We start from the raw sequence: 22,477 nt of genomic DNA on the forward strand, positions 1-22,477 counted from the left end.
TATATGAATAAAATAATTACACACTTAAAAGATATAGAAAAAAACTACAAGTTTGGAATTGAAAGTTACAATCAAGAATTTAAAAGTGATCATTGGCGATATATTAATAAAAAAAAAACTTCTTTATATGAGATAAAAAAATTAAAAAATTTTAGGAACAATGACTTATCTTTTGGATTAGATGACCAGTTTTATTCGAATAAGCAGTTTGAAAATTTTTTTTTAGATTTACTTAAAGAATGTGGAGAAAAGTACGTTCTAAAATTCTTATCCAAAAAAAACATAGGGAATGTTCGAAATTTCAAGATTTATAAAAAACATTTTGTTGATAGACATGAAATTTTTTTTATTAAATATTTAAAAGACTTAGAAAGAAATATAAATCTAAAAAAAGTAAAATGGGTTTGTGAAATTGGATCTGGATATGGGGGTTTTTTATCAAAATTGTTAAAATTTAAAAATTTTAAGGTTGTAGCAATTGATTTACCAGAGTCTCATTTTTTAACAGGGTTTTTTTTAAGAAAACATTTTCCTAAAAAAAAAATTTACTATTCTTTCCAATCTAAAAATAAAAAGATTGAAAAAAAAGATTTGTCTAAATATGATATCTTTTTATTGTATCCCTGGGATTTGTTTCCAAACATCAAAATTGATTTATTTGTAAATACAAGATCAATGATGGAAATGGATTATAAAACCATCAACAACTACTTTGATCTAATTCACAAAAAAAGTAAAATAGGCTCCTACTTCTATAATATTAACAGATACTACAAAGATACAACAGGATATCCTATTGAATTCCACAGATATCCCTATGACGGTAAGTGGAAGGTAATTTTTTCAAGGTCATCTTGGAAACAAAACCATACTCACTGCCTTTTAACGAAAAGGATAAACACATTTAGCGATGATGTAAAATGTGAAATGAAAGTAATTAAAAAAAAAATGTACAAAGAAATAAAAAAAGATAGTCGGTTTATAAGGAGGTCAATGCCAGATTTTTTGTACAAAATATATAAATCAATTAAAAGACTAGTTAAATAGTTATTTAATGAAAAAAAGAAAACTTATTATTGTTGACCTGAATGAAGATATAAATCAAAAAAAAAGTGACTGTAGTTATATCAATTTATCATCGGGCTCAATAGAATTCAAAAATTCAAAACAAATTTTACTCAAGGAATACCAAAAAAAATATTATCATTACTTCAAAAAAATTTTTCAACAAAATCTTAAAAATAAATTAGATCCTAATAATCCTATCTTGGCTGAAACTGAAATATTTAATTTACGTAACGATAAAATCTCTTTTTTTGACAAAATTATAAACATACTCATGATTAATGATAAGATTATTAGGTCGAATGATGATGTGTTAGTAATTACAGATAGTTATTTTACATTTAAAATTTTTAATGATGCAAATTTTAAAGTTGATTACATAAGAAAAAAAAAGAGAAATCATTTTTTAGCTTTTTTTCAAATTCTTAGATTTTATCTAAAAGCATTTTTTGTGGTGATTTTTCTTAAATTTAAAAAAAGAGAAAAAAGAACAAATACAAAAAATTTGTATTTTTCTATTTATCCAAATTTTTATAATGGTAAAAAAGAAAATTTTTTTGATAAAAACAAAGATTTGAAACTAAATTTTTTATTAACAGATGAGTCCCATGTCAATCTTTCTTTAAAACAAATCTTTAATAGTTGTTTTATGAATTTAAAATTGGAAAATTCAACAAACATGGAGGAATATATTTCCTTATTTGATATACTTAAACTAATAATTTTACTCCCTTTTAATTTTTATAATAAATTTATAAATTTAAACAAAAAGTTTGAAATAAACGGTTTAAATTTTTCTTCATTTTATAAGTACTATCTTAATGCTTCTTTAATAAACAGATTAAAGCTTGAAATTTACAATAAATCTTTTTCGAGATTTTTTAGAAAATTTGAAAAAATTAAAAGTTTTCACTATTATTTATTTGAATATAGTTTTGGTTTCTATCTTACAAACAAGATCAAAAATACAAATAAAAAAATTAAATTAATAGGTTATCAGCACGGCATATTTTCAGATAATTTGATGTGGCTTGATTTAGTGAAATTTTTTAAAAAAAAGAGTCAATATTTGCCAGATCTAATTGTATCTTTAAATAATACATGCGCGATAGATTATAAAAAAAAATTAGATACAAATAAAATCAAAATTAATAAAAAAAAAAAAACAAACAATTTAGTTTTAAATACCAAAATTAATAAAAAAAAAGGAAAAAAGAATATTCTAGTACTTCCAGGAACTCATGACATTAATGAAATATATAATTCATTAATGAGAAGATCAAAGAATAGTGGAGATGAATTTTTTTATTTCAAATTACACCCAAGAAGCCAAATTAACCTCGTAGAAAATAAAAATTTAATACTTATAAAAAATGTTAATAAAAAAGAATTTGCTAATGTTTTAATCTCACAAACTTCGACGCTTGTTTATGATTTTTATCTATCTAAAAAAAAGGATTTTTTTAAAGTAATAACGTTTGATTACAAGGAAAGTCAATTACCATCACATATAAGAAAAAAAAAGAGATATAATTTTTTGGTTTGAATTAAAGATTTTTATAAATATCTATTGTTCGTTTTGAAATCAAATCTAAATCAAAGTTTTTAACAGAAGAAAGTGTATTTCTCTTATGCTTTAAATACATTTGATAATCATTTTGATAATCAATTATTTGCCTCACCATTTCTTCAACTGAATTGTTGGGAATAATTTTGCCATTAAAATTATCCTTAATTAATTCATTTCCACCCTTAGTGTTGAAAGTGATAACAGGCACCTCAGCAGACAAACTCTCTATAATAGTTACACCAAATGACTCTATTCTAGCAGTATTGATATAAAGATCAGACTTTTTAAATATTTCTATTAATTTAGTACTCGGATAAAACTCTTCATTTAAGTTTTGGACATTTTCTATAAAATCGAAATATCTTAAATTTTTTTTTATAAACTGATTATAAATTAAATTTTTTGAATTTTTTCCAACTATAATCCACTTAAAACTAATTTTCTTTAATATAAGTATCTCAGCAATTTTAGGTATTAAATCAAGCCCCTTTTTTTTCTCTGCAAACCTCGCAATAGTTAAAAGTTTTATTTGATCCATATTTAAATCGACTTTGTTTCTAGACTCTAGAAATTTTTGAATAGCTACAGAATTTGGAATTATTGAAATCTTATTCTTATTAATACCTAAATCAAGAAGATCATTTTCTATATTTTTTGATATTGCAAAAAAGAAATCAATATTTTTTAAATTTTTTTTAAGTATGTTATCATATTTTTTATTTAATCTATAGCCGTAGTTAATTTCTTTATCTATCTGAATATCAGCACCATGAAAAGTAGCTACTATTTTTTTTTTATAATGCTTCACTAGTTCCAATAAAAAAAACATTTTTGGATTTAAAAATTGAAAATGAAAAATATCATAATCTTTATTTTTAAATAATTTGTCTAAATAAATTTTAAAAATAAATGTCAAATCAATGAAAAGGAAATGTTTAATATAAAAAAAAATGCTTATAAAAATTTTATTTATAACAATTATGTTATATAAATTATTTTTAATATTTGTTTCATTTAGGATAATTACATCAACTTTGTAGCCCTTTTTTACAAGTTTATTAGCCAAATTATGGGTTTGAATTTGTGCACCACCCGGCAAAGGAAAGAAAACACCACAAAAAAAAGCAATTCTCATTTTAATCTTAAAGAGTAAAAAATTTTATAAATTATGTTTAAAAAGAACAAAACAGTAACAAAAAAAATATTCTGTTTATTTTTTAATCTTATTCTTGTTTCTTCCACAAGTCTTTCCATAAAACTTAGTTTAGATGATATTCCATGCAAATCAAATTTTGCTACTATTTCATTTCTTTTTGTATGAGTGCCTTTTAACTTATGATGAACAATCATTCGATATATGAAATCCCTATCTGAAGAATATTTAAACCTTAAATCATATAATCCTACTTTAAATTGTGCTTTTTTAGTTATAAAAAAACCTCCAGAATGTGCGCTGTAAATGTTAAATTTCCATGAAATTTTTTCAGGTCGAAAACCGCAAAGAATTTTTTCTTTTTTTACAGTTCCAAATAAAAAATCTATTCTGTTTTGATCAAAATATTTTTTTACTATTTTGAGTGCATTTTTATAGTAAATATCATCTGCATTTAAAATGCCAATAATTTTTCCTTTAGCTTTTTTGATTCCTTTATTCATTGCATCGTAGATGCCTTTATCTTTTTGGGAGATCCAAAAATCGATAGATTTTGAGTTTTTTTTAATTATATCTAGAGTTTCATCTTTGGATCCACCATCTATGATGATGTGCTCAAAATTCTTATAAGTCTGGTTTTGTAAAGATTTAATATTATTTTGGATTTTTTTTTGATTTAAGCACACAGTGATGATTGAAAATAAAATTTTTTTATTGTTGGAACCTTTTCTTTTATTTTTTATAATTTTCATGAGTTATTACAGAATTTTTTCTAATTCCTTAAAATGTGAAAATTTTGTATAATTTTTTATTTCACAAAATGCTTTAAAAATTTTTTGATTTATTTTTTTTTTATCTGATGAATGATCTTTCATAAACTCTTCGAATGTCAAAATAAAGTTTTCTAAATCGAAATTTTGATATAAGTAACCTCTTTCATTATTACCTATAAATTCTTTTGGACCATTCATACAATTGCTTGAAATTATTGGTGTCTTGCATGCTGCGGCTTCAATCATAACGAAGCCTGGATCCTCCCACTCAGAGGTAATGATAAAGCATAATGCTTTTTTGTAATATTTAAAGACATTTTTTTTATAGCCTAAAAAAATCACCTCATTTTTAAGTTCTAGATTGTCTACCTGTTGTTTTAATATTTCCTCTAACTCACCCTCACCTAAAATAACAAGTTTTAAATCTTTAAACTTTTTTTTTAAAGTTTTGAACCCATTAATCAAAAATTTATGATTTTTTTGTTTTGTAAGTCTGCCAACTGAAAGAATATAATTTGTGTTTTCAATATCTTTAATTCTGTTATTTAAAAATGCATTTATTTCTTTAATGTCTATTATTGGATCTCTTAATAAAAATATTTTTTCCTTAAAAAATATTTTTCTTTTAATTAACATTTTTTTGGTATCTAAAGTTGGAGTCGTAATTTTGTGAAGTTTATTTCCACATGATTTCCAAAGAAATTTCCTGAACATATTTAGTTTTGGAAGACCCGATACTCTTAATATAAATTTGCATTTAAAATTAAAAAACAACAAGAGCAATAGTGGTAAAGACGTAATCAAATGTATTATTATATAATCGTTTTCCTTTTTACTAGATAAAAACTTATACAACTGAAAAATTGAAAGTAATGATATGAGTATATAAGTAAACCTGCTTTTTAAAAAACCAAATCTTGGCAAATTCTTGTAAATTTTTTCATTATTGCCAAAAGTTATAATCGGTATTTCGTTTGCTTTTATTTTTTCTTCAAAATCATTCCATTCCCCAATTACATTGATTATATGTGGACATATTTTTTTGGAAAATTTTTTTATGCTAATTGTTGAATTTAACACTGCTCTAGTCGTTGCAACATTCGAAATAAAAGGAGCCCAATAGTAGAAATTCATTTTTCTTATATTTTTAGTTTTTTATACTAATTTTATTAATAATTTATACAAAATAAATTTATAATTTTTTTTCTTCAAAATTTCACCAATGTTGATATTAAAAAGTATTATGCAAGATGTCGAAAAATTACCACAGTTTAGATATACCAATCAAAAAAAAATTATTTAATGATAGATTTAAAATCACTAAGAACTCATCAACTTAAACACAAAGAAATTAGAAATATATGTAAATTGAAAAATTTACACTGGAAATCCTCTATGTTATCTCAATTGGATTATTTTAGATCTAATATAAAAACAAAAGACATTCACAATTTGCTCTTTCTAAATAATAAGATCATTGGTTATACTGCATTGAGGAAAAGGAAGTTTATAATTAACAAAAAAAAAAAGAATTATTTGTTATTTGATACTTTAATTTTAGAAAAGAATCATAGAGGAAAGAAATTGTCAAGACTGATGATGTTGTTTAATAATTATATTATTCAAAAAAATGACAATATTTCTTTTTTACTATGTAATAAGAACTTAATTAAATTTTATAAAAATTTCGGATGGAAAATATTTTCGAGAAAAAATGATAAATTTAAGACACATAGTAAAACCAAAACAATAATGGTATTTAATAATAAAAAAAAAGAAAAATATTTGAATTTTGAATAAAAACATTAAACTAATAATTTTTGACCTCGACGGCGTCTTGATCAATTCTTTTACAAATATGAGAATTGCTCTAAAAAGGTTAAGCTTTTATCTTAAAGAGAAGATTGATTTTAATATTTATAAAGAAAATATTGGCTTACCTTTTGAGAAAATAATGCAGAATATGAAAATTAAAGGAGATCATAAGAAGATCAAAGAAAGATATATTAAATTTTCAGAACAGAACTTAAAAAAAATCAAAATCTCAAAAAACAACTTAAAAATATTAAGAAGAATAAGAAAATATCATAAATTAGCTATATTTACTTCCAAAGATAGAAAGAGAACTTTAAAAATTTTAAAAAGATATAATTTATTTAATACCTATATCACTGCTGACGACGTTATTAATGGAAAACCAAATCCTGAGGGATTACTTAAGATAATTAAAAAGTTCAAAGTAGAAAAAAAAAACTGCTATTATGTTGGCGACACAATCTACGATTTTTATGCAGCAAAAAATGCAAAAATAAATTATTTACATGCAAGTTGGGGCCTCACAAAAAAAATTAAGATAAGAAGAATTAGATATATAAAAACCTTAGCTGAAATAAAAAAGATTGTAGAGAAAATCAATTCAGTTTGATTTTTTTATTTTGTCTGTTAATCTTTTTAAATCATCTTTGAGATAAAAAAAAATGAAAAAAGAATTAAAAAAATCAAGTAATAGAAGTTTTGGGATATTATTTTTTGTAGTTTTTTTAATAATTGGAATTTTTCCAATTTTGGATGGAGAAAAAATCAGAAATTGGTCAATTGTAATATCTATATTGTTTTTATTGTTGGGAGTTTTCAACTCAGGTGTCTTAACCCCATTGAATAATTTTTGGGTTAAGATTGGCATAGTTTTGGGAAAATTAATTTCACCAATAATAATGGGTATTATTTTTTTTATTGTTGTTACTCCAATTGGAATATTTATGAGATTAATTAGCAAAGATTTAATCAAAATTAAGAAATCTAAAAAACCAACTTTTTGGGTTGAAAAAAAAAATTATAACAGCACAATGAAAGACCAGTTTTAATGTCATTTATAATTGAACTTTGGAATTTTTTAAAAGCTAGAAAAAAATATTGGTTATTACCCATCATATTAGTTTTATTTTTATTTGGTGGACTTATTGTTCTGACCCAAGGAACGGCAATAGCACCATTTATTTATACAATTTTTTAAGTGAAAACTATTTTAGGAATATCTGCATTTTATCATGATAGTGCGGCTGCAATTATAAAAAATGGTAAAGTTGTTGCCGCCGCCCAAGAAGAAAGATTTTCAAGAATAAAACATGATCCAAACTTTCCAAAGAAAGCCATTGAATTCGTATTAAGTTGTGAAAAAAAAGAGGTTTCAGAACTTGACGCAATAGTATTTTATGAAAAACCCTTTTTAAAATTTGAAAGATTGTTAGAAACATATGTTGCATGCGCACCAAAGGGGTTCATGCAGTTCTCAAAAGCTATGCCAATATGGATTAAAGAAAAATTATTTCAAAAAAAATTAATAATTGATAGTTTAAAGGAAATAGATCCAAAATTTAATTCTCTTGGTAAAATTTTTTTTACTGAGCATCATTTTAGTCACGCTGCAAGCGCATTCTATCCATCCCCGTTTTCAGAAGCCATAGTTCTTACAGCCGATGGAGTTGGCGAATGGGCAACTACTACGATTTCGTTGGGAACAGGTAAAAAACTGGAAATTTTGAAAGAGATAAATTTTCCACATTCACTAGGTTTGCTTTACTCAGCTTTCACATACTATGTTGGATTTAAAGTTAATAGTGGAGAATATAAATTAATGGGGTTAGCCCCTTATGGAAAACCGATCTTTACAGAAACTATAAAAAATAATTTAGTAAAAATCAGTTCTGACGGATCTTTTTGGTTAAACCAAAAGTATTTTAATTATATGACTGGTTTTACAATGATCAATAAAAATTTTGAAAAATTGTTTGGTGAAAAAAAAAGAAATCCCAAAACAGACCCAATTAGCCAGTTTCACATGGATATAGCTGCTTCAATACAGAAGGTAACTGAGGATGTTATGATTAAGATACTAAAAAAAATAAAAACTGAGTATCAAATTGATAATTTATGTTTGGCAGGTGGTGTCGCTTTAAATTGCGTTGCTAATGGCAAAATATTAAAAAAAAGAATATTCAAAAATATCTGGATACAACCAGCAGCTGGTGACGCTGGAGGATCTATTGGTGCAGCCTTAGCATTATGGAATCAAGAAACCATAAATGAAAAAAGACTTATTGAACCAGAGGATTCAATGAGTGGCTCACTTCTAGGTCCAGAATTTAAAAATGATCACATTGAAAATTTATTAAATGAAAAAGGTGTTATTTTCGAAAGAGTAGAGGATCAGGAATTACTCATTAAAACTGCTCAATTTATTGCTAATGGAGATGTAGTAGGTTGGTTTCAAGGCAAAATGGAGTTTGGACCGAGGGCTCTTGGTTGTAGGTCAATTCTTGGCGACCCAAGATCTATAGAAATGCAAAAAAAAATAAATTTAAATATCAAGTTTCGAGAGAGTTTTAGACCTTTTGCTCCAGCAGTTTTAGAGGAGGAATTGTCAAACTGGTTTGATATTGAATTGCCAAGTCCTTATATGTTGTTCGTTGGAAGTATAAAAGATAATTTGAAGTTAAACATAGATAAGAATTCCAAAGTGAGTGGAATAGAAAAACTAAACATTAAAAGATCTGAAGTTCCAGCGGTTACTCATGTCGATTTTTCTGCTAGATTACAAACAGTCAATAAAAATCAGAATTTAAAATTTTATAATCTAATAAAAGAATTTAAAAATTTAACTGGATGTCCTATGGTGATAAATACATCTTTTAATGTGAGAGGAGAGCCTATAGTTTGTACTCCTAATGACGCTTTAAGATGTTTTATGGGCACACATATGGATCGATTAGTAATTGGAAACTTTTTAATTGATAAAAAAAAACAAAAAGTTCAACTAAAAACTGAGCACCATAAAAAATTTGAATTAGACTAATTACTATGTTTAGCAGAAATGATAATAAATTTTCAGACTTGTTTTTAAAAATTTATGCTTCAGTTTTTTTGATTATTATTTTTTATACTTTATACAGAATAATACTTTTTTATCTTGAAGGCGTTGATATAGAAATTATTTTTGATAAATATTTTAAATACCTCATTATCTCCACAATATTTATTTTGTTTTTTTTAGTATCTTTAAAATTAAATAATAATATTAAACAAAATATTGTACTAATTTTTACTAGTACAACTATTATTTTATATGTTATTGAGTTTTTTTTAGCTTTATACTTTCCAGAATTAAGAGATAATGAGATAAGAAAAATCAATCAAGATAAGAAAATTGAAAAATATAATAATTTCATTAACAAAAATATTTTTCCCTTTGAAGTAATTAAGAAAGAATTTAACTTTAATGACAAGAAAATTTTTCCATTAACCTATATTCCTAATGTAAATACCTTCTTGTGCAATGAAACAGGAAAAGATATTTTCTATCAATCTGACAAGCACGGATTTAGAAATGAGAATAGTCAGTGGGAAAACAAAAAGGTTGATATTTTACTGATCGGAGATTCTTTTGTTCATGGCGCTTGCGAGGAAAATGACAAAACTATAGCAAGTTTTCTTAAACAAAACGGAAAAAATGTAATTAATTTAGGAATGGGTGGGGCGGGACCATTAAAAGAATTTGCAATTTTTAGAGAATATGCTCAATTCGTAAAGCCACAAAATGTAGTTTGGTTTTTTTTCTGAAGGCACAGATTTGACCAAAGATCTTAGAGGAGAGAAAAAAAAATAAGATCCTAATTAAATATATTAAAGAAGAATATTCTCAAAATTTAATAAATGACTATATTTATCTTAAACCCCTTTTAGAAGATCACATAAAAAAAAGAATTTCGAATAAATCAAATGAAAAAAAAGAACCTAGACGCACAAAAACTAATAAAATTATTTCACATTATTTAGATAAAACTAAACCACTAAGACTCTGGAATCTACGAAAACTCACATCAAGTTTTACAAAAGTTGAAATTAAAAAAATTGACCCATTATTTTTCGAAATACTTCAAAAAGTTGATCTAGAAGTTAAAAAGTGGAATGGCAAATTGTTTTTTGTTTATATGCCTGAAGCCAGAAGGTATGATAATAATTTGAATAGGTTTATATTAAAAGGAAGGTTTAGAGGAAAAGATTATATTCTGGAAAATATGAATAAATTAAATATTGATATTATTGATGTAGATAAAGAAATTTTTTCCAATGAAATTGATCCATTGAAATTTTTCAATGAAATCAATGTTCATTATAATGAAAAAGGTTATAAATCAATTGCATTTGAAATAATCGACAAACTTCAAAATTAGTATTAATAAATAATAAATTTTTTAATGATTAAAAAAATATCTATAAACTTACTTATAATAATTTTCTCATTTATTTTTGCATTTTTTGTTTGTGAAATTATCTTAAGGTTCAAACATAATATTTCATATGACTACGATATTGAGCAATGGAAATATGCTAAAAAATTAAAAACCAAACACGTTAATCCAAAAATTGGTCATACCCACTTAAAAAATAGTAGTGCTTTCCTTCAAGGTGTAGAAATTAAAACTAATAAATATGGCCAACGAGATAAAAATTATAATAATGAAGACTTGAATAAGTTTGATAGAAGCTTTCTGTTTATTGGAAGTTCTATTACTCTAGGATGGGGCGTCGAGTACGAAAGAACTTTTATACAGCGGTTAAACAAACTATCCGATGAAGATGGAAAAAAGTGGATTTATATCAATGGAGGCATTGGCAACTATAATACAGAAAGATATGTAAATAACTATTTCGATAATTGGAAAGATTTAGACTTTAGTGATATTGCAATAAATTTCTTTGTAAATGATACTGAAATAATTAATCAAGATAATTCAAATTTTTTCACAAGGCATTTTCAAACAGGAGTTATTTTATGGAAATATATTAATAGTTTAAAGTTCCAGTACAGTGAGCAAAATTTATCCAATTACTATAGAATGAAATATATGAACGATTTCAAAGGATTTAAAGTCGCGAAAATGGAATTAAAAAAAATAAGTGATCATTGCAAAAGAGAAAAAAAAAATTGTCATCTTATTTTAATGCCAGATATTCATCAATTGAATCCTTACAAATTACATTTTATAAATGAGAAAATGAAAAAAATTTCTCAGGATTTAAATTTTAACTATCATGATCTTCTTCCAGCATTAGAGGATATAAGGCCATCAAATCTGTTGTGGAATAAATATAACGATCCTCATCCAAACATTCTCGCTCATGAGTTAATTAGCGAAAGTTTAAACAATTTTTTTAAATGATTTTTTCTTCAATTGAATTCTTAATTTTCTTCTTAATATTTCTTGTACTGCTTAAGTTCTTTAGAAGTTATCAAAACATTCTTATAATTTTTCTAAGCTTATTTTTTTACAGTTTTTGGGATGCAAAATTTACCATTTTGATTTTATATCTTCTTTTTACTACCTATTTCTTTATTAAAAGGTCAATTAATCTTAAGATTTCAATTGTTTTAATTTTATTACCTTTATTTTATTTCAAATACTCAATTTTTTTTTTTGAATTAACTGGTATAAATCATCCTGAAAACTTTGCTTACTCAGGAAATTTACCTTTGGGTATTTCTTTTATATCCTTTACTTGTTTAGCAGCAATAATAGATGTCAAATCAAAAAATTTTGATTTTGATAAAATAGAATTAAATAGTTTTTCACAATTTATTTTGTATTTCCCTCAATTAATTGCTGGTCCAATTTTAAGATTGAAGGATTTGATCCATGTATTCAATGACAAAATAGTTTTTGAAAATTCTAATATAAAGTTCGGAATATTTTTATTTTTGATTGGGTTTATAAAAAAAATATATTTTGCTGACAATATTGGAAGTTATATAGATCCAATTTTTTCAAATATTAACAATGTAGATCCTGTAGAACTTCATAAAGCTTTTTTATTATTTCCCATACAAATTTATTTCGATTTTAGCGGATATGTTGATATGGCCCTAGGTATTTCAAATTGTTTGTCTATAAAATTACCAATTAATTTTAACAAGCCGTATTTAACAAATTCGATAACCGAGTTTTGGAGATGTTGGCATATTACATTATCGAACTGGTTTAGAGATTATATATATATTCCTTTAGGTGGTTCAAAAAAGGGAAGCTTAAAAAGAAATTTCAATTTATTATTAACTATGTCTATTGCTGGTTTATGGCATGGCGCAAGTCTCAACTTTCTTTTATGGGGTTTGCTTAATGGAATTTTTTTATCAATCGAGAAGTATTTTGATTTCTTCAATAAAAAAAGTCTTTTAAGAGTAATTTTGAATTGTTTTTTAATTTTCAACTTATGGATAATCTTTAGAATTCAAGATTTTAATCAAATTTTTGATTTTTTTAAAATTTTATACACTAATTCGTTTTTATTTCTTCATTATTCAAATTTGATTGTATTAATGATTACTTTTATATTTATATTTCTTCAGAAGTTTGAAGACATCCATAAAATTAAAAATTTTGCTCAAAAAATGAGCTATTCGTATTTACTGCCTTTTTTCATAGTTATAGTTTTAATAGGATTTGCAATGAATGCTGGTCAATCGGATAAATTTATTTATTTTGATTTTTAATTTAAGACATGTATGAATTTTAATTATAATGTATAAAATATAAAACTAATATGGATAGAGATACTTTAAATCTATTGGCATCACAAAATATAGAAGTGAATATTCAAAGCTTTGTTATAGGTATAATTCTATCAGTTTTTTTGGCATTTTTAGTTCAGCAAACTTATATTAAATTGTCTACAACTTTATCTAATAAGAGAGAATTTTCAAAAACATTTTTAGTTTTAGCAGCCACTACAACTATAATTATAACAATTGTTAAATCATCTTTAGCTCTATCTTTGGGGCTAGTGGGCGCACTATCTATTGTTAGATTTAGAGCTGCTATTAAAGAACCAGAGGAATTAGTTTATCTATTTTTACTGATCGGAATAGGATTGGGATGTGGAGCCGGTCAATTTATTATTGTTTCTATCGGTGTTATAATAATATTAATTCTGATATTTATTTATTCGAAGATTAATTTTAAAGAAAATTTAAAAAGTTTTAATAAATTAAATCTTTCAATAATATATAATTTTAATACTAGTGAAGACGATATAAATAAACTTAAAGATCTACTTGTCGAAAATACAAATTTTGCTAAACTAATTTCATTATCCAAGACTGAGAGTGAAACTACTATTAATTTCCAAATTCAAATTAACGATTTTGAAAAATTTAATAAAGTTATAAATTTGATTCAAAACAAAGATACGAAAGTATTTGTTTCCGAGGATAATATTCTTACAACATAACTCTAATCAAATGTTAATAAAATTTGAAAAGAATAATAAAAAAAAGATTAAAAAAGATTTTTCAAAAAGTTTTTTAAAATATTATTTTTTAATTACATCATCAGCATTAATAGTTTTAATTTTTTTAATTCTTCAAACTGGTTATTGGGGAAATTATAAAAAAACTTTTTTGGATCGTTTTTACAAAAGTTCGTTTAATAACTATTTAAAATTACCAATAATTTTTCCACAAATAATATATGGTTTTTTTGTTGATGTACCAGTTGTTAATCTAAACATCTCATTAAATAAATTATTAATTTTAGATGATGACAGAAATAAAGCTCTAGAAAATAACAACGCTTTCAAATTTGAATTTCGAAAAGTACCTGCTTCTATAAATTTCGGGAATTCTGAATACAAAATTGATGTAAGGTTAAAGGGTGATAGGGACATTCATTACAAGGACATCGATAAAAGTTCTTACAAAATCGAGTTAGAAAATAACGAAACTATAATTGGAATGAACAAATTTTCTTTAATGAAACCGAGGGCAAGGAATTATATTCACGAATGGATTTATCACCAACTTATGGCCGAAGGTGGCTTAATAAGTTTAAAATACGAATTTATAAATTTGAAGATTAATGGTGAGAGTAAAGGCTTATATGTAATTGAGGAAGGTTTTGATAAAATTTTAATTGAGAGGAATCAACGAAGAAATGGACCAATTTTTGCACTTAAAGAAGAGTGGGCGTACCAATTAAATAATGATGAAAATAAAGATCCTATATTTCAAGTTTATAATAAAAGGAATTGGTTAAAAGATGAAAATTTACAATTAACTTTATATGCAAATAAGTTACTTAACGATTTTTTTAAAAAAAAAAAAAAACTTGAAGAAATTTTTGATGTAGAAAAATGGGCCTGGTTTATGGCTGTATCGGATTTAAATTATTATGCGCATGGTAGTGACATTAAAAGTGTAAAATTTTATTTTAATCCTTTATCAAAAAAATTTGAACCAGTTCCCTTTGATGGTCATCGAGTGGTTGTAGATCTAAATAAAAATATTATTGGATGGCAAAATTATAGGAATAGCAAACCATCGTTTAAATCAGCTATTTCATGTATTGAAAACTTTGAGACATGCCCAAATCCATTTTCTTTATACTTTTTTTTTAATGTAGATGGAAGTTTAAATAAGGTCTTTTTTGATAAATATCGTCAAAATTTAGAAAAAATTACCTCTTCAAAATATTTAGATAATTTTTTTCAAGAAAGATCTCAGGAGATATTCAGATACAACTCAAAAATTTACAGTGATTATTTTTATGTTGATAATACTTACTATTATGGACCTGGACTTTACTATTTTGATAAAAATGAAATTTACAAAAGAGCTAAAAGATTAAAATCTCAGATCAATTCGATACCATCAAATATAATAGTCTCACAACAAAATGACAAAATTTATGTAAAAAATTGGAACATATCTAATAATACAATTTTCAATAATCATAACTTAGTTATTAAAAAGGTAAATTGTATTAACAAATTGACGGGAAAGGAGGACATATTTGAAATGAATCTTGGGATGGAAAGTTTTGAAAATATAATTTATTTAAAAAAAAATGATTTAAAATGTAATAGTATTAATATATATGACGAAATTTCAGATGAAAATTTTAATGTAAAAACTGACTTTCTTTATAAAGAATACAAAGGTAAAAAAAAATTTTCAAATGGTAATTACTTGGATTATTTTGTAATTGAAAATGATAAACTATTCTTAAAGCACGATGAAATAAAGATTAGAGAAAATTTGTATATTCCAAAAGGATTTAAAGTTTCAATTAAACCTAGCCAAAAAATTTATTTATTAGATAACGCTTTTTTAATCTCCGAGTCCCCGTTCATTGCAAATGGAGGAGATAAAGACAATAAAACTAAAATTGAAATAGGTGGAACAGAAAAAAATACAGGTGGTGGAATTTACATTAAAGATACAAATCATAATAATTTTTTCCAAAATGTAGTATTCAAAAATCTTAATGGAAATAGAGACTTTATTCCAGAGGGATATGTTATTTATGGAGCAGTAAATTTTTTTAATTCGACTGTAAGTATAAATAATTTTAGTTTTGAAAATATTAATTCAGAAGATGCTATAAATTTTGTGAGTTCTAATATAGCTGTAACAAACGGAGTTTTTAAAAACATTAAATCTGACGCGATTGATGTGGATCATGGAAATGGTATAATTAACAAACTGAAAATCCAAAACGTATTAAATGACGGTATTGACTTTTCTGAAAGCAGGGTAAAAGTTTCAGAAGTTTACTTTGAAAATATAGGAGATAAATCAGTAAGCGTCGGTGAAAACTCAGAAATAGAAATTAACAATATCAATATTTCGGATTCTTATTTGGGAGTTGTTAGCAAGGATGGATCTACTGTTAATGGCAAAAACATAAAGAATTTTAATGTAACTGTGCCTTACGCTTCTTATATAAAGAAAAAAGAATATAAGGGACCAATTTTAAAAATAGTTGGTGCGCAACATGAAGGACATAAAAAACTATATCTTAAAGATAAATTTGCAAACATTACCATCGATAAAGAAAAGAAGATTAAAACTACAAAAAATATATTGGAGTTGATTTATAATCCAGATAAAAGATTAAGATGAGTGATAAATTCACAAGACTTGAAAAAAAATGGGTTTTTAAAAATAAAGATAAAGAAACTTTAACACAAAACTTAATAAGTCATAATTTGTATTTCAGGCCTCATTTTCAAGAAAGATTTGTGAATAGTATTTATTTTGACAACTTAGATTTAAAATTTGCTGAAGATAATCTTGCGGGAGTAAGTAACAGAAAAAAAATAAGACTTAGATGGTATAGCCCAAATTCCAATACCTTAATTAATCCAACATTGGAAGTAAAAGTTAAAAAAAATTTTCAAGGTTTTAAAAAATTATTTGCCTTTAAAGAATTTAATAATTTTAAGGTAAATGAAAAAAATTTGAAAAAGATATCCGAAAAAATAAACAATACATTAGTTTCAGAAAATTTAATACCAATTACACAAGTTTTTTACAAAAGAAACTATTTTATATCATGTGACAAAAGAGTAAGAGCGACTTTAGATGTAGATCTTAAATATAGAAAAATTAAAAACTTTATACAAAGTTTTTTTGTAAGATCTAATGATATTGTTTTAGAATTTAAATACTCGAATAACTTTGATAGTTATTTGCGAAACAACATTACAGGTATCACAAGAGTATCTAGGAACTCAAAATATATAAATTCTTTAGAAAAAAATAACTTTTTCCAATAATTGAATAAAGACTGGAATTTGACACAAAGCTTTATCTTATTTCTTTTAATATCTGATTTACGATAAGCTCAGAGCCAGCAGAGGATATATGATCATCATCAAGATAAAACAATTTTTCATTGTCATGTGTTATGCATCTATCTTTAATTAAACTATCACAAAACAACTTATGTGGAAAAATTCTTATAAGATTTTTATTTTTTATAGAATCAAGAAGAGCGAAACTTGAGCTAGTTCTATCTTTAAAAACTTTATATGATGTAGTCAAATAATTTTTTTTATCAAATTTTTCTTCATAATATTTATTTATTTCAAAAATATTCTTTGGAAATTTACTATATAATTTTCTAGGGACATGCCATCCAACTTCAGGAATTGGATAAATTAATACCACCTTATTGTTTAGTTCTAATAGTTTTTCAATGGTAAGCTTGTAGTTTTCAAATATAAAGTTGTTTCTTTCTTTTAACGTTTTCAAAGATTTTTCATTATTTTGAATGTAATCTAACATTTTACCTTCTTTACCACCTTCTAGATTGTCAAACTTTTCCTCATTCAAAATAAGGGGAAGTCTGCCACCAATTATAACTATTGAATTTTGATATTTCTTTAAATATTCCAGTCTTTCGGCTTGGGCTTTCGATGTACAATATTGAAGTTCTAGTGGACCTTTTTTTTGGACACGATTTGTATTTAATATAAACTGACATCCATTTCTTAAACTCATAATAAAATTAAAATCTAAACTTGTTTTATTGAATAAATTAAAAGCTAAACCTCTCATATGGCTATCACCAACTAAAATAAGATTTTTTTTCTCTTTTAAGTTATTGAAATTACAGTCTGTAAAGCTTTTACATTTATACTTTTTTATTAAATCATTTAACTTGTCTTTAGTGTCATAATTCATGAAAATAGATGATACTCTTTTTTTAAATCCCTCTGTTTTAATTGATAAGAAAGAAAAGGAGAAAATTATTAAAGTACCTAAAATTAAAAAAAAAGATAATTTTTTAAATGAGTATTTATCGTTTCTTGCTGGTAACTCAACGAACCTATAACTAAAAATAGACAATCCGGATGACAGTACAATTAAAAAAATTTTGATTAAATTGTTTGATTTATCTACTTCGATTATTTCTGCGAATGAAAACAAAGGATAGTGCCACAAATATAATGAGTAAGAAACTAGACCAATAGAAACCAAGTATTTATGTGATAAAATTTTTGTAATAATTTCATCTTCTGAAGAAAAAGCTATTATCAAAACACAACCTAAAACAGGAATTATTGTAATCAATGATGGGTGTAAAGTTTCGTTGTCAAATAAATAAAAAGACAGAAAAATAAAAAAAATACCAACTTTTGGTAAATAATTTTTAAACTTTATATTTTTAAAATTTATGTCAAACCTTTCAAGGTAAGCTAACAAACCTCCAGCAAGCAATTCCCACCCTCTCGTGGGTAACAAGTAAAAATTAAATAGCGAATAAGAATTACTAGCCCAGTAAGCTAAAGATAAACTTAAAATAAAAAATAATACAAGTATCTGAAATAAATAATTTTTCAAATATTTAAATACAAGAATTATTGTTATTGGAAATATGATATAAAATTGCTCCTCTACAGAAAGCGACCAAGTATGAAGAAGTGGCCAAGCCATGCTATTTTCTGCCTCGTAAGCTAAATAGGATAAAGAAAAATAGATATTTGAACTAAACAATGAAGAAAAAAAAAGTGAATTTGAAAAAGATAAAAAATCTTTGGGAAGAATAAAAATGTACGCAAAAGGTATTACAGATAAAGATACAAATATTAGAGCAGGCAAAATTCTTCTTACCCTTCTTTTATAAAAATTTAAAAAAGAAAAGCCATTTCGAGTTTGCCACTCCTTAAAAATTATTGAAGAAATGAGATATCCTGAGACAACAAAAAAAATATCTACACCTATATATCCCCCTTCAAAATAGAGATTTTGAAAAAAAGAAAATTTTGCGTGATACAAAATTACAAAAATTACAGCTAATGCTCTTAATCCATCAATTTCAGGTCTGTAACTTATTTTCATTTTACATTAAATCTTTAATTTATACTTTAATTAAGTCAAATTAAATATATATACTTCAATAAAATATTTTAAATTTAAAAAAAATATGAAATTAAAAAGTCACCCAAGTGATTATCATCGTAAATTAATTGATGCCATTAATTATTATTTAAAAGATTTTAAAAAACCAAATATACTTGAATTTGGAGTTAAAACTGGGATTTCTACAAGATACTTTTTAGATTTATGTAAAAAAAAAAATGGAAAGCTTGTATCAGTAGATATAGATAATTACGAAAATTTATTTAAAAGTAAGAGATGGAAGTTTATTCATACTAGTGATGATAATTATGATTTGATAAAAAAATACTTACCCAAAAAAATTGATATAATTCACTTAGATAGTTTTCATCAAGCAGATCATGTGGCAAAAATATTTTATCTTTATTATCACAAACTTAAACCTGGAGGTATATTCTTGATAGACGATATTAGTTGTCTACCCTACATAAAAGGTATGAAAAAAAACAGTTTTGGAAATGAAATTGCTAATCAAGAAACTTTTGAAATCATTTTAGATATTTATTTTCATAATAAAAGCAATTTTGATTTAAGTTTTTCCTTTACTAACACAGGGTTAGCGATTATTAGAAAATTAAGAAGTAATCAACTTAATAGTTTCAGAAAGATAAATTACAGAAAAAATTCTTTAAAAAATTTTGGAAGGAAGTTTGTAAAACCATTTAGGAATTGAATTTAATGATTGCAAAACCTACAAAAGGTATTTAATGAAACTTATTTCAGTCATTATTCCTTATTACAAAAAGAAAGATTTTATAAAAAAAACACTATTATCTGTAATAAATCAAAGTTATAAAAATTTTGAAATATTATTAGTTTATGACGATGAAACTAAAGAAGATCTTTCATACATAAAAAACATCAGCAAAATGGACACTAGAATTAAATTAATCGTAAATAAAAAAAACTTAGGAGCAGGTATGTCTCGAAATAAAGCTATAAAGTTTTCCAAGGGAGAGTTTTTGGCATTTATAGATGCTGACGATATTTGGAAAAAAAAAAAATTAGAGAAACAAATAAACTTTATGATTAAAAAAAAGGCCGCTATTTCTCACACATCATATGTTATTATTAACAATAAAAATAAAATTTTAAAAGTAAGAAAAGCAAAAAAAATCTCAACACATCAAAACCTTCTTGAAGATTGTGATATTGGCTGTTCAACAGTAATTTTGAAAAAAAAAATTATTTCAAAAAAAATTAAATTTCCCAATCTTAAAACAAAGGAAGATTTTGTTCTGTGGCTTAATCTTTCTAAGAAGTATACTATTTATGGTCTAGATAAAAAACTTACTATGTGGAGAAATTTAGATAACTCATTATCAAAAAATGTTTCTCAAAAAATTTTTGACGGTTACAAGGTTTATAGGAACTACATGGGATTTGGTATTTTTAAGTCAATAAAATATCTATATCTGTTATCATTTAATTTTTTAAAAAAAAACTATTTATATACATGATTACAACTTTATTAATACTATATCTCTCAAGTTTTATTTTACTTTTTTACATAAAAAAAAAAAAAATTCTTACAAATAAAACTGGTGACTTGCATCAGACCTATACAAGCAAGAAGGAAATACCTTTATTCGGAGGAATATTTTTGTATCTTTTTATGTTGGTAAGTACTCAACAAGAAAATTTAATTTTTTTTACTTTTTGTTTTATTTTATTAATTTTAGGAATTTTATCGGATATGAAAAAAATAATTTCTCCTCAAATAAGATTATTTTTACAATTTTTACTTATCTTTTCTTTTGTTTACCTTTTCAATCTAGAAATTCAAACTATCAGAATTCAAGTCTTCGACCAATTACTTGATAATGTTTTGTTTAACATTTTATTTACCTCATTCTGTATTTTGATTATAGTAAATGGATCAAATTTTATAGATGGCGTAAATACACTTACAATCGGATACTTTCTAATAGTAATAATTGCACTTATAAAACTAGATAATTCAGGTTTAAATATTTACTCAATTATTAATATCAATTACTTTCTTTATTCTTTAATTTTTCTCTTTTTTTTGAATTTATTTAACCAAATATATTTAGGGGATCACGGAGCTTATCTACTGGGTTTTGTATCATCTGTTCTTCTTGTAAATTTTTATTATTACAATCAAAATGTTTCACCATTCTTCATAGTTCTGTTACTTTGGTACCCTGCTTTCGAAACTTTATTTTCTATAATTAGAAAAATAAAATTCAAGAGAACACCAATTGATCCAGATATATTTCATTTACATCATTTAATTTTTAATTTTATAAAACAAAAATATCAAATAAATAAAAATTCTCTTTGTAATTCTTTGACAGGTTGTTTGATAAACTTATACAACTTTGCAATTATTTTTTTCTCTCTTAGAGATATAAACAACTCTCAATATCAAATCATGTTGATTTTATTTAATATATTAATTTATAGTTTTTTATATCTAAGATTTTTTAAAAAGAAGTTCGATCATACAAGTTAATATCATAAAACCATCCTTTAAAGCGTTTACTTTTTTCTTGCCCGCTATTCTTTTTCTTTCATATGATGCTATAGATTTTAATTCCATTTTATTCTTTTTTGCCTTGATTGGTAATTCAACACACAACCTAAAATCTTGTGAAACTAAATTGAGTTTATTTACTGACTCGGTTTTTCCAACTATGTAAGTATATAAAATATCTGAAATATTTAGTTTAAAAAATAAATTACCTAAAAATGTGAATATGAAATTTCCAATTAAAGTTACAATCGTGTCATCATCACTACCAGCATTTTTTTCATACCTAGACCCAAAAATGAAGTCTTTATTTCCCTTTTCAATTGTTTCAATCATTTTTTTCAGTTCATTTGGATTGAATGAGCCATCAGCATTAAAAATACAAAAATATTTAGTTTTTGTTCTCCTCATGCCTTCAATTAATGCATTCCCATAACCTTTTCCTGTTTGATATATTATTTGACAATCAAATTCTTTAATTGCATTAATAGTTTCTACATCACTTTCTTCAAGCACTATAAGCTTTTTTGAGTCAATAAATTTTAATTCTTCTATTACTTGTGGAAGGGACTCTTTCTCTTTTTTAGCAGGAATTATCAATGTAAGTTCAGTCATTGTAAAATTCAGATAAATTTTAATAAAAAGAATGTTATTTGTTTGCTAATTTTAATGTAATTAT

22 protein-coding genes are annotated in these 22,477 nt (G+C 24.4%); 17 read left to right on the forward strand and 5 right to left on the reverse strand.

Annotation, left to right across the window (positions count from 1 at the left end):
* The first annotated feature begins 3 nt into the window (after window positions 1–3).
* Window positions 4–1,047: a putative sugar O-methyltransferase gene (locus AMN84_RS02800; RefSeq protein ID WP_075483184.1), complete on the forward strand. Its 1,044-nt coding sequence runs from the start codon at window positions 4–6 to the stop codon at window positions 1,045–1,047.
* A 7-nt stretch (window positions 1,048–1,054) separates the two neighbouring features.
* Complete coding sequence (locus AMN84_RS02805; protein WP_075483185.1) at window positions 1,055–2,611, forward strand: hypothetical protein; 1,557 nt, start codon at window positions 1,055–1,057, stop codon at window positions 2,609–2,611.
* A 1-nt stretch (window position 2,612) separates the two neighbouring features.
* Here AMN84_RS02805 and AMN84_RS02810 read toward each other — a convergent pair whose 3' ends face one another.
* The 3 genes from AMN84_RS02810 to AMN84_RS02820 are packed head-to-tail and all read right to left on the reverse strand — an operon-like array spanning window position 2,613 to window position 5,695.
* Window positions 2,613–3,770: a glycosyltransferase family 4 protein gene (locus AMN84_RS02810; protein WP_075483186.1), complete on the reverse strand. Its 1,158-nt coding sequence runs from the start codon at window positions 3,768–3,770 to the stop codon at window positions 2,613–2,615.
* Entirely contained in the window at window positions 3,767–4,540 is a 774-nt protein-coding gene (locus AMN84_RS02815; RefSeq protein ID WP_075483187.1) for a glycosyltransferase, read from the reverse strand. The genes AMN84_RS02810 and AMN84_RS02815 overlap by 4 nt, the downstream gene beginning before the upstream one ends.
* A 6-nt stretch (window positions 4,541–4,546) precedes the next feature.
* Window positions 4,547–5,695: a glycosyltransferase gene (locus AMN84_RS02820; RefSeq protein WP_075483188.1), complete on the reverse strand. Its 1,149-nt coding sequence runs from the start codon at window positions 5,693–5,695 to the stop codon at window positions 4,547–4,549.
* 168 nt (window positions 5,696–5,863) lie between these two features.
* Here AMN84_RS02820 and AMN84_RS02825 point away from each other — a divergent pair, with 168 nt between their 5' ends.
* From AMN84_RS02825 to AMN84_RS02875, 12 genes are all read left to right on the forward strand, one after another.
* Complete coding sequence (locus tag AMN84_RS02825; RefSeq protein WP_075483189.1) at window positions 5,864–6,361, forward strand: GNAT family N-acetyltransferase; 498 nt, start codon at window positions 5,864–5,866, stop codon at window positions 6,359–6,361.
* On the forward strand, window positions 6,354–6,986 hold the full coding sequence (locus tag AMN84_RS02830) for an HAD family hydrolase (protein ID WP_075483190.1): 633 nt from the start codon (window positions 6,354–6,356) through the stop codon (window positions 6,984–6,986). Before AMN84_RS02825 ends, AMN84_RS02830 begins: the two co-directional genes overlap by 8 nt.
* Window positions 6,987–7,038: 52 nt before the next feature.
* Window positions 7,039–7,425: an SxtJ family membrane protein gene (locus AMN84_RS02835; RefSeq protein ID WP_075483191.1), complete on the forward strand. Its 387-nt coding sequence runs from the start codon at window positions 7,039–7,041 to the stop codon at window positions 7,423–7,425.
* Window positions 7,425–7,574 carry a DUF5989 family protein gene (locus AMN84_RS05140; RefSeq protein WP_256998148.1) on the forward strand — a complete coding sequence of 50 codons (150 nt, stop codon included), beginning with the start codon at window positions 7,425–7,427 and terminating at the stop codon, window positions 7,572–7,574. The genes AMN84_RS02835 and AMN84_RS05140 overlap by 1 nt, the downstream gene beginning before the upstream one ends.
* The gene (locus tag AMN84_RS02840) at window positions 7,575–9,413 is read left to right on the forward strand and encodes a carbamoyltransferase family protein (RefSeq protein WP_075483192.1); all 1,839 of its coding nucleotides are present in this window, start codon (window positions 7,575–7,577) and stop codon (window positions 9,411–9,413) included.
* A gap of 5 nt (window positions 9,414–9,418) precedes the next feature.
* Window positions 9,419–10,177, forward strand: coding sequence for a hypothetical protein (locus AMN84_RS02845; RefSeq protein WP_075483193.1), 759 nt, complete (start codon window positions 9,419–9,421; stop codon window positions 10,175–10,177).
* 371 nt (window positions 10,178–10,548) lie between these two features.
* Window positions 10,549–10,791: a hypothetical protein gene (locus AMN84_RS02850; protein ID WP_075483194.1), complete on the forward strand. Its 243-nt coding sequence runs from the start codon at window positions 10,549–10,551 to the stop codon at window positions 10,789–10,791.
* 24 nt (window positions 10,792–10,815) lie between these two features.
* Window positions 10,816–11,781 (forward strand): SGNH/GDSL hydrolase family protein, encoded by a 966-nt coding sequence (locus AMN84_RS02855; protein ID WP_075483195.1) that lies wholly within the window; start codon window positions 10,816–10,818, stop codon window positions 11,779–11,781.
* 137 nt (window positions 11,782–11,918) lie between these two features.
* Complete coding sequence (locus AMN84_RS02860) at window positions 11,919–13,109, forward strand: MBOAT family O-acyltransferase (protein ID WP_179850693.1); 1,191 nt, start codon at window positions 11,919–11,921, stop codon at window positions 13,107–13,109.
* A gap of 50 nt (window positions 13,110–13,159) precedes the next feature.
* Window positions 13,160–13,846 (forward strand): DUF4956 domain-containing protein, encoded by a 687-nt coding sequence (locus AMN84_RS02865; protein WP_075483197.1) that lies wholly within the window; start codon window positions 13,160–13,162, stop codon window positions 13,844–13,846.
* Between the two features lie 10 nt (window positions 13,847–13,856).
* The gene (locus AMN84_RS02870; RefSeq protein ID WP_075483198.1) at window positions 13,857–16,517 is read left to right on the forward strand and encodes a CotH family protein; all 2,661 of its coding nucleotides are present in this window, start codon (window positions 13,857–13,859) and stop codon (window positions 16,515–16,517) included.
* Window positions 16,514–17,173 (forward strand): VTC domain-containing protein, encoded by a 660-nt coding sequence (locus AMN84_RS02875; protein ID WP_075483199.1) that lies wholly within the window; start codon window positions 16,514–16,516, stop codon window positions 17,171–17,173. Before AMN84_RS02870 ends, AMN84_RS02875 begins: the two co-directional genes overlap by 4 nt.
* 31 nt (window positions 17,174–17,204) lie before the next feature.
* Here AMN84_RS02875 and AMN84_RS02880 read toward each other — a convergent pair whose 3' ends face one another.
* Window positions 17,205–19,241 carry an acyltransferase family protein gene (locus AMN84_RS02880; RefSeq protein ID WP_075483200.1) on the reverse strand — a complete coding sequence of 679 codons (2,037 nt, stop codon included), beginning with the start codon at window positions 19,239–19,241 and terminating at the stop codon, window positions 17,205–17,207.
* Window positions 19,242–19,326: 85 nt separating this feature from the next.
* Between AMN84_RS02880 and AMN84_RS02885 the strand changes: the two genes are divergently transcribed.
* From AMN84_RS02885 to AMN84_RS02895, 3 genes are read left to right on the forward strand one after another with little or no spacing between them, the layout of a single operon-like run.
* The gene (locus AMN84_RS02885; RefSeq protein WP_075483201.1) at window positions 19,327–19,974 is read left to right on the forward strand and encodes a class I SAM-dependent methyltransferase; all 648 of its coding nucleotides are present in this window, start codon (window positions 19,327–19,329) and stop codon (window positions 19,972–19,974) included.
* Between the two features lie 34 nt (window positions 19,975–20,008).
* Entirely contained in the window at window positions 20,009–20,761 is a 753-nt protein-coding gene (locus AMN84_RS02890) for a glycosyltransferase family 2 protein (protein WP_075483202.1), read from the forward strand.
* On the forward strand, window positions 20,758–21,780 hold the full coding sequence (locus AMN84_RS02895; RefSeq protein ID WP_075483203.1) for an MraY family glycosyltransferase: 1,023 nt from the start codon (window positions 20,758–20,760) through the stop codon (window positions 21,778–21,780). Before AMN84_RS02890 ends, AMN84_RS02895 begins: the two co-directional genes overlap by 4 nt.
* Here the strand turns inward: AMN84_RS02895 and AMN84_RS02900 are convergent.
* On the reverse strand, window positions 21,742–22,413 hold the full coding sequence (locus AMN84_RS02900) for a glycosyltransferase family 2 protein (protein WP_075483204.1): 672 nt from the start codon (window positions 22,411–22,413) through the stop codon (window positions 21,742–21,744). The genes AMN84_RS02895 and AMN84_RS02900 overlap by 39 nt on opposite strands.
* Between the last annotated feature and the right edge of the window lie 64 nt (window positions 22,414–22,477).

Source organism: Candidatus Pelagibacter communis (assembly GCF_001180105.1).
Lineage (GTDB): Bacteria > Pseudomonadota > Alphaproteobacteria > Pelagibacterales > Pelagibacteraceae > Pelagibacter > Pelagibacter ubique_K.